This window comes from Gluconobacter sphaericus, from assembly GCF_016757795.1.
In the GTDB taxonomy this organism is placed as follows: domain Bacteria; phylum Pseudomonadota; class Alphaproteobacteria; order Acetobacterales; family Acetobacteraceae; genus Gluconobacter; species Gluconobacter sphaericus.
This window is the reverse complement of sequence record NZ_CP068419.1, coordinates 387,284-400,536: the sequence shown is the minus strand read 5'-3', so window position 1 is coordinate 400,536 and position 13,253 is coordinate 387,284. Positions and strand designations below refer to the sequence as shown.

General features: G+C 61.0%; 12 protein-coding genes. 3 read left to right on the top strand and 9 right to left on the bottom strand.

The genetic code is table 11. The annotated features are described in order from the left end of the window. Positions 1-58 precede the first annotated feature (58 nt). The gene (locus IGS75_RS02035) at positions 59-1,279 is read left to right on the top strand and encodes an SAM-dependent methyltransferase (protein WP_202257449.1); all 1,221 of its coding nucleotides are present in this window, start codon (positions 59-61) and stop codon (positions 1,277-1,279) included. Positions 1,280-1,285: 6 nt separating this feature from the next. On the opposite strand, the gene rsmA is transcribed toward IGS75_RS02035, so the two are convergent. Genes rsmA through IGS75_RS01990 form a run of 9 tightly spaced genes read right to left on the bottom strand, consistent with a single transcriptional unit; the run spans position 1,286 to position 11,219 of the window. Continuing rightward, entirely contained in the window at positions 1,286-2,104 is an 819-nt protein-coding gene (gene rsmA, locus IGS75_RS02030; RefSeq protein ID WP_062501895.1) for a 16S rRNA (adenine(1518)-N(6)/adenine(1519)-N(6))-dimethyltransferase RsmA, read from the bottom strand. 1 nt (position 2,105) lies between these two features. Continuing rightward, entirely contained in the window at positions 2,106-3,479 is a 1,374-nt protein-coding gene (locus tag IGS75_RS02025; RefSeq protein ID WP_141351475.1) for a peptidylprolyl isomerase, read from the bottom strand. A 2-nt stretch (positions 3,480-3,481) separates the two neighbouring features. Then, entirely contained in the window at positions 3,482-5,806 is a 2,325-nt protein-coding gene (locus IGS75_RS02020) for an LPS-assembly protein LptD (protein WP_202257448.1), read from the bottom strand. Further along, positions 5,806-6,996, bottom strand: coding sequence for an LPS export ABC transporter permease LptG (gene lptG / locus IGS75_RS02015; protein WP_202257447.1), 1,191 nt, complete (start codon positions 6,994-6,996; stop codon positions 5,806-5,808). Before lptG ends, IGS75_RS02020 begins: the two co-directional genes overlap by 1 nt. Then, positions 6,993-8,165 (bottom strand): LPS export ABC transporter permease LptF, encoded by a 1,173-nt coding sequence (gene lptF / locus IGS75_RS02010; RefSeq protein ID WP_202257446.1) that lies wholly within the window; start codon positions 8,163-8,165, stop codon positions 6,993-6,995. The genes lptG and lptF overlap by 4 nt, the downstream gene beginning before the upstream one ends. A 57-nt stretch (positions 8,166-8,222) precedes the next feature. Further along, positions 8,223-8,705, bottom strand: a complete 483-nt coding sequence (locus IGS75_RS02005; protein ID WP_202257445.1) for a hypothetical protein — start codon at positions 8,703-8,705, stop codon at positions 8,223-8,225. 2 nt (positions 8,706-8,707) lie between these two features. Then, on the bottom strand, positions 8,708-9,721 hold the full coding sequence (locus tag IGS75_RS02000) for an L-threonylcarbamoyladenylate synthase (RefSeq protein WP_202257444.1): 1,014 nt from the start codon (positions 9,719-9,721) through the stop codon (positions 8,708-8,710). Next, positions 9,718-10,515, bottom strand: a complete 798-nt coding sequence (locus IGS75_RS01995; RefSeq protein WP_202257443.1) for a 3'(2'),5'-bisphosphate nucleotidase CysQ family protein — start codon at positions 10,513-10,515, stop codon at positions 9,718-9,720. The genes IGS75_RS02000 and IGS75_RS01995 overlap by 4 nt, the downstream gene beginning before the upstream one ends. Positions 10,516-10,565: 50 nt before the next feature. Beyond that, positions 10,566-11,219 (bottom strand): hypothetical protein, encoded by a 654-nt coding sequence (locus IGS75_RS01990; RefSeq protein ID WP_202257442.1) that lies wholly within the window; start codon positions 11,217-11,219, stop codon positions 10,566-10,568. A 100-nt stretch (positions 11,220-11,319) separates the two neighbouring features. On the opposite strand from IGS75_RS01990, the gene IGS75_RS01985 reads away from it, so the two are divergent. Both IGS75_RS01985 and IGS75_RS01980 read left to right on the top strand, forming a co-directional pair. Beyond that, positions 11,320-12,792, top strand: coding sequence for a leucyl aminopeptidase (locus IGS75_RS01985; RefSeq protein ID WP_202257441.1), 1,473 nt, complete (start codon positions 11,320-11,322; stop codon positions 12,790-12,792). Then, positions 12,776-13,252, top strand: a complete 477-nt coding sequence (locus IGS75_RS01980) for a DNA polymerase III subunit chi (RefSeq protein WP_237468929.1) — start codon at positions 12,776-12,778, stop codon at positions 13,250-13,252. Before IGS75_RS01985 ends, IGS75_RS01980 begins: the two co-directional genes overlap by 17 nt. Position 13,253: the final 1 nt, after the last annotated feature.

The following is a 13,253-nucleotide window of genomic DNA, read 5'->3' as shown; positions in this document are numbered from 1 at the left end:
GGAGTACAACTTCAGACCTGTTCGGGTTTTTTCCCAGTATTGGAAACAGGAGATCGGAATGAGACGGATTCTTGGTTTTGTCTTGAGGAAGTTCATCCAGACAGGAAGCCTGAGGGTCACGTTCAGTGACGGGACTGTCCGTACCTATCGTGGCCGCAAGCCGGGACTTGAAGCCGGACTTCATCTACTCACCAAACAGGCGGAGCGGGCCCTGATCATCAATTCCGGTCTGGCGTTCGGCGAGGAATACATGGCGGGCAGTATCGTGCCTGACGGCTGTACGCTTGAGACGCTGCTGACGGTCCTGATGGAAAATATCAACGGGCACGGGCATGTCTTCGAAGAAATTGAAGACCGTCTGCGCTATGTGACGCGGGCGTGGAAGACGCTCAATTCTCTCAAGAAATCCCGCAGTAATGTCGCTCACCACTATGATCTGAATGGGGCACTGTACGATCTGTTCCTGGACAAGGACCGGCAGTATTCTTGCGCCTATTTTGTGCGCGAGGATATGACGCTGGAAGAAGCGCAGGTCGCCAAGAAGCGGCATATTGCGTCCAAGCTTAATCTGGATCGTCCGGGGCTCGAGGTGCTTGATATCGGCTGCGGATGGGGTGGCATGGCTCTGACGCTGGCGAAGGATTATGGCGCGAAGGTTCTGGGTATCACGCTGTCACGCGAGCAGCTCGAGGTGGCGCGGAAGCGGGCGAAGGACGAGGGGCTTGAGGATCAGGTGCGCTTCGCGCTGATCGACTACCGCAACCTGCATCAGCAGTTCGACCGGATCGTCTCGGTGGGAATGTTTGAGCATGTTGGGCCGCCACAGTTTGAGGCATTTTTCAAACAGCTGAAAGCCTGCCTCAAGCCGGATGGCGTGGCGCTGATCCATTCCATCGGGCGTATGGACGGGCCGGGGACGACCAACCCCTGGATTCAGAAATATATTTTCCCGGGTGGATATTCGCCTGCGCTGAGCGAGACGCTGGCGGCGATTGAGCGGTCGGGGTTGTGGATGACGGACTGCGAAGTGCTGCGCCTGCATTACGCACGCACGCTGGCGGAATGGCACAAGCGTTTTGACGCCAACCGCGATAAGATCCAGTCACTTTATGACGAGCGATTTGTCCGGATGTTCGAGTTCTATCTCGTAGGGGCCGAGCTGGCGTTCCGCGTGCAGGGGCACATGAACTTCCAGCTTCAGTTGACCAGGTCGATCGACGCTGTGCCGTTCACGCGGGACTACATGTTCGAGCGTGAACGGGAAAGCGCGAAGTCGTAAGAGCCTTCAGCGGCTGGCGAGATTCAGTTCCGCCAGTCGCGCGAATTCGGCGACCGAAAGCGTTTCGGCCCGGCGGGTTGGTTCGATTTCGGCCTGTTCCAGCAGGCGTTCGCCGCCGATGGATTTCAGTGAAGAGCGCAGCATTTTGCGACGTTGGCCGAAGGCTGCTGCCGTGACCTGCTCCATGGCGCGGAACAACTGCGGAGAAGGCTGTTCGGCATGGGGTATGATGACGGCGACTGCGGAATGGACCTTGGGCGGTGGTGAGAACGCGGCCGGAGGGATGCGCAGGGCAACCGAGCACGAGGCGCACCATTGAGAGAGTACTGCGAGGCGTCCGTAAGCCGAGCTTCCCGGAGCTGCGCAAATACGTTCCGCGACTTCGAGCTGGAACATCAGCGAGAGTCGTTCCCACTGCGAGGCCTGACGCAACCAGCCCACGAGCAGGGGGGTGGCAACGTTATAGGGCAGGTTCGCAATGATCTGGCGTGGAGCAGGGGCCAGAGCCGCAGCGTCCAGCTTCAGGGCGTCCTGACGGACGACGTGCAGGCGGTCCGGGTAGTAGGTGGCCAGTTCGTCCAGCAGGGGCCAGGCGCGTTCGTCGATTTCTACGACATCGACACGGCTGGCAGGGGTGTCCAGCAGGGCGCGGGTCAGGCCGCCGGGACCGGGGCCGATTTCGACGACGCTGCGTCCTGTCAGATCGCCGCCAAGAGCTGCGATCCGGGCGCAGATGCCCGGATCGAGCAGGAAGTGCTGGCCGAGGGATTTCTTTGCATCAAGGCCATGGGCCTGGATGGTGTCACGCAGTGAAGGAAGGGACACGTCAGTTGAAGGCCGTCTTGGCAGCGGGACGCATCTCGATGATCGCACGGCGCTGAAGGTCGCGCTGAAGCTGGCGGGAGGCCTGCTCGACACGCTCATTCATAAGCTGATCAGCGATTTCGCTCGGGCTCTGCTGGGCCAGGTTTTTCTGTTGCCGGTTGCAGATCATGAGCAGGGCAATACCGTCCATCGAGACCAGGGGACGGCTGACCTTGTTGGGGGGGAGTGCGTCGAGAACTGCTTTCATCTGGGGCATCAGGCGCTCGAGGATCTGCGAACCCGGATTGCTGGGACGTTTTTCGCCAAGAGATTTGTTAAGCGCTTCCATGGCGTCACAGCTATGAACCGTCTGCACGGCTGCTGTGGCTTTCTGCAAGGCAGCACGCTGCTGTTCGGTCGGGTTCTGCGGGTTCAGGGGCGTATCGAACGGGAAGAAAGCCTGCCGCAGGTCGAGCTGGGTGCCCATCTGTTTTCCAACCACGCGCTTTGATTGAACGGTCGCGATCACGAACCCGCCTGCAACCTGGATCGGGTTGGAAATGGCACCGATCGGCATCTGGCGGACGATGTTGACGACCTGCGGATCAAGATTGTCCTCCTGCATCCAGCCCATGGAGCCGCCATCGAGAGCCGACTGGGCCTGCGAGAACTGGGCGGCTACGATCGGGAATGGCGCGCCTTCACGGAGCTGGGAAATGATCGTCTTGGTGAAGGCGAGTTCGTTTTCGTCATGGCGTGGGTCGGCCACGGGCACGAAGATTTCGCTCATGAAATATTGGGGGCGACCCTGCTCGGCCTGAAGGGCCTGCTCGCGCTGGCTGATCTGGGTGGCGGTGATCCGGCCTTCTTCTCCCAGCTTCTCACGCAGGACCTGCATCCAGCCGATCTGCACCCGAATCTGGTCGATCAGCGTCGTCAGTGACACGCCATCCGAGGCCAGACGGCTCCGCAGGGCATTCTTAGGCATGCCGTTGCGCTGTTCGATGTTCGAGATGGCGCCTGCGATCTGATCCGGCTCCACGTTGATGTGGAGCTTCAGAATTTCCTGCGTTTTCAGCCGCTCGTCGATCAACTGGTGGATGATCTGGCCGCGCATGCGCTTCATGATTTCCGGGCTTATGGGCAGGCCGGTCGAAAGCACGAAGAGCTTTGCACGGTTGTCCACGTCACGCTGCGTGAGGACCTGTCCGTTGATGACAGCCAGGATCTGATCCTCGGGCGGCTTGGCTGGAGGAGCGTCCTGCTTGGTCGCCGCAGTTTTCGAAGCCGCTTTCGGGTCTGCCTTGTGATGCGGGGCTGCCGTGGCGGGGAGGGCTGCCGAGAAGGCGAGAAGGGCAGCCAGGGCCGTAGAGGCGATGCAGTGGGTCTTGGACATGCTCAACCGTTGATTCCGAAGGTGCCGATCGTCTTGAACGTGAAGTTGAATAGGATCGTCTCGTTACGTTGTTCGCCGCCGATACGGGTGTATTGCTTGATATACATGATATCCAGCCCGAAACAGTCATTGGAATAGCCGATCGTGCCACCGTTTGCGACGAACTGTTTCCTGGACAGGCTGCGACGGAAGAAACCGGACGCATGGTAATTGCGCCAGTGGGTTGAAAATCCGCCTGTCACTTCGCTGGTCTTGACCAGATATGGCGCGTTCGGACCGGATTCGCGGAAGTTCGTTGCATAGTAATAATACGGTGTCACGGGCGCGTAGACGTAGCCACCGGTCAGGCGGAACATGGGAACGCCGGTGCTGATGAGGCCTTCGCCGTAATCGAACTGGTGGGTCCACGGGTTGAAGCGGCCTCGGGCCGTGACATCCACATACTGGTTCGGGCTGACGCGCAAGCGACCCACCGGGTCCGACAGGTGATGGTCGAGGCCGGAATAGGGCAGGCGGTTGTGGTCGATATGTTCCTGGAAGCTTTCGCCGACAAGCATGTCGATGGCGTGGCCGTTCCAGGACCAGTTCTGATGGATGCCCACATTTGCGCGGAGGCCACCGTCGAGACGATCCGTACCGAGATAACGGTTGAGGGAAAACAGCGTGGTGTCGGTGAATTCGTAGGCCAGGCTGTCTTCGTTGGGGATGTTGCGGTTTTGCGAGTTACCGGTGTTGGGAGCAGCAATGATCTGGGCGATTGGTTCCAGGAGCTGCGAGCCATGTCCTTTGGCGAAGCCACGCAGGAACGGCCAGCTCATTTTCAGGGCGATGGTCGGCTGGACCTGCCCGACGAGATGGTTGCCGCCGGCATTCGTATAGTAGGTCGGCTGCTGGTAGGCTCGGGTAGCGTGATAGACCATGGAATCAAGTCGGGCCGTCAGCAGGAACTGCTGGCCGAGCTTGTTGTGGAACGGACGGTCCCACTGGATGGCCGCTTCGCCGCGCTGATCGTTGATGCCGTTCTTGCGGTACAGGTTGAAGTCCGTTGTCTGGACGCTGAGACGGCCGCCGAACATGTCGGGCTGTCCCTGGAAGGCATAGGTCAACCGCGGAAGTGCCCAGGGCAGGTCCGAGTTGCGGATGGTGCCCTGGTTCAGGCCCTGATAGGCCTGTCCGTCGAGACGCATATAGGAGCCAATGCCGTATCCTTCGAGGAACAGGTTGGAATTCAGTATTTCCTGACCGTAACCGGGGACGCGGTAGTCGCGCATGTAGTTGGCGGAACTGGCGACGTTGATGTTGGCGCCAAGTTGCCAGTTGCGATCCAGGGCGAAATTGGCGCGACCGAACACATAGCCCTGCACGCCATATTCGCTGGATGAGCCGACATTGTCGCCGAAGGTATTGGTATACCTGCTTTCGTTATTGGTGTCGTAGGCCACGCCGCCTGTGACATCGACGGAGCCGAAGTTCATGCGGTTGCGGTATTGCGCCGTCAGTTCGGGGCCGGTCTTGGTGGAGACGAGGCCGCGGACGGTCAGGTCCTGCTGCTCGTCAATGGCCCAGAAATAGGGGAGCGTGAAATAGGTGCCGAGATAGCGGTCATGCGGGCTGATGCCCGGCATCAGGAAGCCGCTCTGCCGTTTGACGGACGGATCGGTCATGGAGAAGAACGGGAAATAGAAGACGGGAAGGCCAAGAATTTTCAGCCAGGCATGATCGAATTCGAGGCGTTTGTGCTGGACGTCCTGCGTCGCATCGAAGGCCTGAAACTGCCAGAAGGGGGGCAGGTCGGGGTTCTTCTCGCAGATTTTGCATGCCGTATAGACGGCATGCGTCAGATCGTTAAGCATTCCGTTCGTGCGGCGCATGCCGTTGCCGGCGAGCTTGGCATTGTCTTGCATGCGGATGTAGATGCCGCTGCCGATGCCATCATGCATGCCATGGCTGAATTCGACATAATCGGCATAGGTCGTGCTGCCATCGGGTTCGACGACGGCGACATGGCCTTTGGCTGACAGGATGCCTGTGCTGCGGTCATAGGTCACGCGGTCGGCGCGCATGGCGTGATCGCCCTGCCAGACGCGGACATTGCCTTCCCATGTGATCAGGCCGTTTTTGGCATAGCTTTCGCTATCCGCAAGATAGGTCAGGGGATCGGTCTGCGATGTTGGTTTGCCGATGACGATGATATGAGAGTTGTCGCGCTGCATCGTGTTGGCAGACACCTTTTGCGGTGCCACGAGCGCGGTTCCAGCCATCAGCGTGGCACTGACGAGCGAAGCGCGTCTGCGGGCGCGCATTGGAAGCCACAGGGGCACCGTCATCAACCATCCTCCATGTGTAGCAAAAGGGCCACCGCGAGGCAGAGCCCCGCACCTGTCGGCGCCCATGCAGCAAGAACCGGCGGCAGGGCGCCGGATTCACCAAACTGTTCGGCCACTTTCGAGATGGTGAACAGCGCAAAGCCTGCGGCGATTCCCGATCCCAGCATCCGGGCTACGCCGCCGCGCCGTGTGGGGCGCATCGAGAAGCCTGCAGATACCAATGCCATGGTCCCGGCCAGAATGGGAAGGGCCAGTAGCGACTGGAAGTGAAGTCTGTGCCGGATCGAGGGGAATCCCGAGCGCTCCAGAAGGTTGATAAAGCCCGGAAGTGCGAAGACGGAGAGGGTATCCGGCGATGCGAAACTTTCCTGAACGCGTCCGACCGACAGATCGGATGGGAGGGTCATGTCCCCGATCTGCTGCGGCAGATGATCGGGGTGGAGCACCGAGGTTCCGTGCAGGATCCATTGGTGATCGCCCAGCGCACCCTCGGGGGCTTCGACGCGGACGATCAGGCGGTCCCGGTCGTCAAGGCGGAAGATCGAGACGCCTGAAACTTTCAGTTCGCCGTGGATGAGATGGACATCCTGAGCATGCAGGATTGCCACACCGTGAGGCACCAGCCCGTCATCAGACTGTCTGAGCCACAACGCGCCGCCATTGAGCGTCAGGGGGCCGCCGCCGGTACGCAGATAGGTCTGGTCGAGCATTTCTGCGCTTCGGAACATGGTTGAAGACAGAGCCGAAATGCCGGTTGTCGTCAGCAGGCCAGTTAGCAGGGCGCAGGCCAGCGGGCTTGCGAGGAACTGCCAGGCAGAAATGCCGGCAGCACGCGCCACGATGAGCTCGGAGGAGCGTGTCAGTCGGGAGAAGCATACAATCCCGCCCAGCAAGATGCCGAAGGGCAGGACGTAGATGATGTAGTACGGAACGTGCAGGGCTGCGATCTTGACGATGAGGCTGGTCGGGACGTTGGGTCGTGTTGCCGCGCGGCGCAGCAGGTCGATGAAGTCGAACAGGGAGACCAGTCCGGTCAGGGCCAGCACCATGGACAGGGTGCTGAGCATGAACTGCCGCGCGATGTAGATCGCCAGAGTCGTGGAAAACCCGGCATGTTCGTCGCGGGTGCTGAGTGCCTGGAACAGGGATGTCAGCCAAGGGCTTAGGCGAGTAGACGGAATGGCTTTCATCGGGCGGACCCTGCGGAAGGCGCGGAGGCCGGAGCGGTCTGGCGTGCAGTGCCTGTCCACTGTTCGAGAAACAGCATGGCGGCGCAGACGAAGGCTGGGAGAATGGCCTCAAGCCAGATGAGGGGCACCAGCGCGAGGTGCCGTCCGGCCAGGTTCTGGAGCATGAGTGAGATGGCCAGCAGCCCGACGACCGTGAGGATGGCGATCAGGGGACGCGTGATGTTGCCGTGCCTGGAGAAGGCCCCCCTGAGAACGGTGACCAGACCGATCATCGCAAAGGACAATGCCGTCAGTGGCGAGGTTAGCCGACGCCATCCTACGACGATGTTCTTGCCACGGTCGCGCTCTGAGACTTCGTGGGGGTCAGGATGGAACAACTCGCGCAGGGACATTTCGTCCGGATCCCGGTCTTCATGGTTGTGCTGGCGCGATGAGGTGAGATCGATTGTGTTGCGTCCGAAGGTCAGGACATTCAGTCGTCCTGTATGACGGTCGATTTCCTCGCGTGAGCCGTCATACAGGACGACGCGCGGCTGGTCGTTGACTACGACCATAGTGCCGCGTTCCGCGAGGATCGTGGTGTGGGAAACGGGGTCGCGGTCGTCTTCGACCAGCACACCATGCAGCTGACCGTCGCTGGTGCGGCCGCGCACATAGACCGTCATGTCGTTGGACAGGCTGGTGAAGACGCCGTCCTGAAGCAGGAAGGCCGCCATACGGTTGCGGATCTGGAATTCGTAGCGATGGAACGCATGATACGAGACGGGCGCGAGCCACAGGGTCAGGACGTAGCACAGGATCACAGAGAAGAACGCGCAGAGCAGTCCGGGCCTTGCCAGTTCCAGCGGGGAGCGGCCGGCTGCGCGCATGACCGTGAGTTCCCGGTCACCGACCATCCGCTGATAGATGAAAAGTACTACAAGGAAGGTCGTGATCGGCAGGATAACGGCGATGAAGGATGGTAGCATCAGCGAGGTGAGCTGGATGAAAACCCGCAGTGAAAGGCCGTGCTGGACCACCATTGAGACGAAGTGCAGGGACTGGGTCAGCCAGATCAGTGCCGTTGCCCCTCCCGTCAGCGCCAGCAGGGCGATGAGAAGCTGGCGGAGAATGTAGCGGTCGAGCAGAGGCAGGATCTGCCGCCCGGAGGTTCCGGAGGATGAGGCCATGGTCCTTCATCTATCCCTAGCGCGTGGCGGGAGGAAGGCGAAAAAACGAAACAGTTTCTATCGCAGATAGGAGGCCCGGTCGATGGGCGCCCTTGTAACGGACAGGCTGTGATAGAATTGTGTTCCGGCAATACCGACCAGAAGACCCGCAGCGGCAGCGAAGATGATGGCGATGAAGCGCCATGGGCGTTGCATACGCAGGGTTGCCAGTTCCAGTTGGATCAGCCCCAGATCCGTTTGGCAGCGTCCCAGGCGTGCCTGTGCCGTGCGGGTGTCGGACTCGCTTTGGCCAAGGCGGCGTTCCAGCCTAGAGATTTGCTCCCGGAGACGTTTTTCGCGCTCGGTTTCGTTGTTGCCGGATATTGTTCCGATGCGGGTGGTGAACAGGTTTTTCAGCGCGCCGCCCGTAACACCGTCACGCCGGGCCATCTGGCGGACCCGTTCCAGAGCGGTCGCCGCATGCCCCGGCTGTTCATCCAGCACCAGCGCCAGAATGTCCGACAGAATCTTGATTTCCTTAGGGTCCGGGGCGCGGGTCATGCTCAGGTTAGGGTTGCGTTATGGGTGCGCGGTTCGGCGGCGCGGCGAAGACGGTCCCGAATGGCGAGGCCAAGCCCGTGACGGGGGATCGGCTGGGCGGCGATGGCTTTCAGTCCACGACGGGTGCCTTCCGCATCCAGAAAGCGCAGTCCGGCGAAGAGGCGGGCTGCGGCTTCTTCAAGATTGCCGCTTTCGCTCAGGTTCCATGTCAGTCTGGCGCCGGGAAGAGGCGTGCCGAAGGCAAGCTGGGCTTCGTCGGGCGCGATTGAGGCCGCGTCCAGTCTGACGGGCAGGTTCGGAGCGTAATGCGATGCCAGCCGGCCGGGCGAGGCCGGGGCGATTTCGGAAAAATCGTCCGGATGGCGGATGGGGCCGCACAGTTCGGTGAGGTCTTCAAGCGTTACACCGCCGGGCCGCAGGAGAACAGGTACCTCACGGGTCAGGTCCAGCACGGTGCTTTCCACGCCGATGGAGCAAGGCCCGGAATCCAGAACCGCGTCGATCCGTCCGTCCAGCGAGCGCAGGACGTGGAACGCATCGGACGGGCTGACCGTGCCCGAGACATTCGCGGATGGTGCAGCAACAGGGGCGCCGACTTCGCGGAGCAGGGCCAGAGCCGTTTTGCCGCGTGGAACACGCAGCGCCAGCGTGGACAGGCCTGCAGCAGCAAGATCGGACACGGTTGAATTCGGTGAGCGGGGAAGCACCATGGTCAGCGGTCCGGGCCAGAAACGTTCGGCCAGTGCGTGCGCGATTTCTTCCATCCTGCCGCTCAGAGAGGCCTGAGCGAAGGCGCTTTCAGCATCAGGGAGATGGCTGATGAGCGGGTTGAAACGCGGGCGTCCCTTCGCGGCGAAAATTCTTGCGACAGCGGTGTCGGACGAGGCGATGGCCCCAAGGCCGTAGACGGTCTCTGTTCCGAATGCGACCAGTTTGCCAGCTTTCAGAAGTTCGGCGGCGCGGCGGATGCCTTCAGGTGTGGCGGTCAGGCGTTCGGTGTGGCGTGTGTCGCTCAAAATGCACCTCCCGTGCAGTAGAAGGAGCCGTTCAGCCGATCGGGTTTGCCGTAGCGCAGGGGCGCGCCGGTCTCGTCGAGCAGGGCACCGCCTGCGGCTTCAAGAATGGCCTGGGGGGCGGCCGTATCCCATTCCATCGTGGGACCAAAACGGGGATAGAAATCCGCAGCCCCTTCGGCGACCCGCATGAACTTTACCGATGACGACAGCTTGTCGATCGAGGCGACCTTGCGTCCCGCGAGCCAGCGTTCCAGCAGTTCAGAATTGCCGTGATGGCTGGAGGCCAACACGCGCAGGCCTTCTTCAGAGGGCGTAGCGGTGTGGATTGGAGTACTATTGGTGCCGTCTGAACGGTGCGCGCCGAGGCCCTGACCGCCGCTGTAGATCAGGCCGTAACCGGGAAGGGCGACCACGCCCAGAACCGGCCTGCCATGACGGACCAGGCCGATATTGACGGTGAAGTCCTTTCCCCCCGATGCAAAGCCGCGCGTTCCGTCCAACGGGTCGACCAGCCAGTAGGAGTCTTCCGCGCTCACCCGGATGCCGGCCGACATTTCTTCTTCACCAATGGCGGGAATGGACGGGCAGGCCGCGCGCAGGCCGGACAGGATATGCTGCTCGGAGGCATGGTCCGCTTCCGTAACCGGGGAGGCATCGTCCTTGATGTCTGTCCGGAAGCCGCGTTCGCGGATGGCGTTGATGATGTCCGAGGCTTCGGATGCAAGCCGGAATGCCAGGGCCAAAAGGGCACGGTCATCGTCCGCACGGACGATGATGGGGGAGGCAGAAGTCATTTGCCCAGACTACTCCAAGATGGCTTTTGCGTCATGTGCTGATACACCCGTTATTGCAGGCAGGTCGGGACAGGCTCCTGATCTCCGTTCCATTTTGCAAACGGGATTTTTGTTGCCGCACTCAGGGCGATATCCGCGTGGCATGTCGTCACGGGGGGCCGGAGCGTGGTGCGGAGCGCGAAATAGAACAGCGTGCTGCCCGGTTCTCCGTCTTCTGCCGTCAACTGATAGACGCGGATATGTGCCGGGCTCAGCTGGGGGGCTGGATTGGTGCCGTTGTCGCGGGTGCTTATGAACAGCAGGAAGGCCGGTTTTCCGTCCATGCGAGCAGACGCGAAATGGATGGTCTGGAGCGCGTCTTCGCCGGTGTGTGGAATGTCCTGCAACATGTCGAGAAGTTGGCCATTATGGTCTGCGTCCTCCGTATCCACGAGTGCCGTGCGGTACGGTTCCTCAGCTTCGGGGATGCTGACGGCATACAGGGTATAGCCCCATGCGTTGCCGTTTTCCCGCCAGAACGGGGTGACTGTCACAGGGGGAAACCCTGTGGGGTGAACTGTGACGGGTCTGTTGCCGATCAGGATCGGTTGGATGTTGGTAATTTTTGAGGTCGGTTTGGTACTGGCAGGGCTGGCATGTCCCTGTGGGGGTACGAAAGTGAGGCCGGAGCAGAGCATCAGCGTCAGGATAGAACGGCGCATCACGTGGTCTTTCTTCATGCCGGGTGAGGGGAGGACTTGTATGGGCGGCTGGTGTTCCCGATAACGGAGGCAACAACTTCATGTTCCAGACGGCAGGACCATCATGCTTTCAGTGATTTTCGATTCCCTTCCAGCCTTTTCTGTGGATGCGCCCAGAGCTGTTGTCCTGCTGTGCGATGCGGCGTCTGGCGAGACGTTTGCGGCACTGGACAAGGCTTCAGCCGGGGCGGTTTCGCGCGCTGCTGCGTTGAAAGGTTTCAAGGGTGAGGCCGGGCAGAGCGTGGTCCTCCCTGCTCCAGCCGAAGGGCTGACCCAGGTCGTACTTGCCGGCGTGAAACCCAAGGGGGGTGCGGCGATTGATGCCGTGGCTATCGAAAATGCGGCCGGTCGGGCCGTTCGTTTGCTGGAAGGTGTTGAGGGCGCGGTGCTGGCCCTTTCTGAAGGGCTGGAGCAGTTTGCTCCGGACGCGGCTCTGGGAGCGCGTCTGGCATCCTATGATTTCGACCTGTACCGCACGAAAAAGTCCGACAGCCGGCCGGTTCTGAAAACGCTGCATGTTGCGGTTTCCGATGTCGCGGCAGCGCAGGCGCGGTGGGTGGCTTTGGATGCGGTCTCGCAGGGTGTGATCCTGACGCGGAACCTCGTGAGCGAGCCGCCGAATGTGCTTTATCCCCAGACCTTTACGCAGCGTATCGAGGAACTGCGGGAACTTGGCCTCACGGTTGAGGTTCTCGACGATAAGGCCATGACGGATCTGGGTTTTGGCGCGCTTCTGGGCGTAGCGCAGGGTAGCGTTCACAAGCCCCGGACGGTAATTGTCCGTCACGATGGCGGTGGCAGCGAGGCGCCTCTGGCGTTCATCGGTAAGGGTGTCACATTCGATAGCGGTGGCATTTCCATCAAGCCTGCGGCTGGCATGGACGAGATGAAGACCGACATGGGCGGGGCCGCGACTGTGATTGGCCTCATGAGTGCGCTGGCCCGTCGTAAGGCACCGGTTAATGCGATCGGTGTGGTCGGGCTGGTTGAGAACATGGTGTCCGGCGGGGCGCAGCGTCCGGGTGATATCGTGCGGGCTTATGATGGGCAGACGATCGAAGTCCTCAATACCGATGCGGAAGGGCGTCTCGTTCTGGCGGATGTGCTGTCTTACACGCGCAAGCGGTTCAGCCCGAAGTTGATGGTCAATCTCGCCACGCTCACAGGCGCGATCGTGGTCAGTTTGGGCTATGAAAATGCCGGTCTGTTCACCAATAGCGATGCGCTGGCGAAGGGGCTGGCCGAGGCTGGGGCTCAGGTGGGCGAAGGCCTGTGGCGGATGCCGATGGGCGAGGCCTATAACCGCGAAATCGATTCCGATATTGCCGACATGAAGAATATCGGTGGGCGTCCGGGCAGTGCGATCCTTGCTGCGGAATTCCTCAAGCGCTTCGTGGGCGACACGGACTGGGCGCATCTGGATATCGCAGGGACGGCCTGGAAGACCAAGGCGTCCGCTATCGCGCCGAAGGGTGCGACGGGCTTTGGTGTGCGTCTGCTGGACCGGTTCGTGAAGGTGCATGAAGCCAGCGCCTGAGGAGCAGGATCACGCTGTGGATGTCGGGTTCTATCATCTGACTCGTACGCCGCTTGAAGAAGCGCTTCCGGCTCTTTTGGGTCGGACGCTGGATGCGGGGGAGCGCGCGGTTGTGCGTTGTCCCGATGCGGCTGCGGTCATGGCGCTGGATGCGGCGTTGTGGGCATGCCGGGACCCGGTCTGGTTGCCACATGGCACTGCAAAGAGCGGTCATGCAGCTCGGCAGCCGATCTGGTTGACCGAGGGTGAGGATGTGCCGAACGAGGCTCGGTTCCTGTTCCGTGTGGATGGTGCGGGGAGCGATGAGTTTGCGTCTTTTACGCGGGTTTTTGATCTGTTCGATGGCGGAAATCCACAATCCGTTCAGCGGGCAAGACAACGCTGGGTGGCGATGAAATCTTCCGGTCACAATCTCGTGTATTGGAAGCAGGAAGAGCGGGGCTGGAAAAAGGCGGGATAAG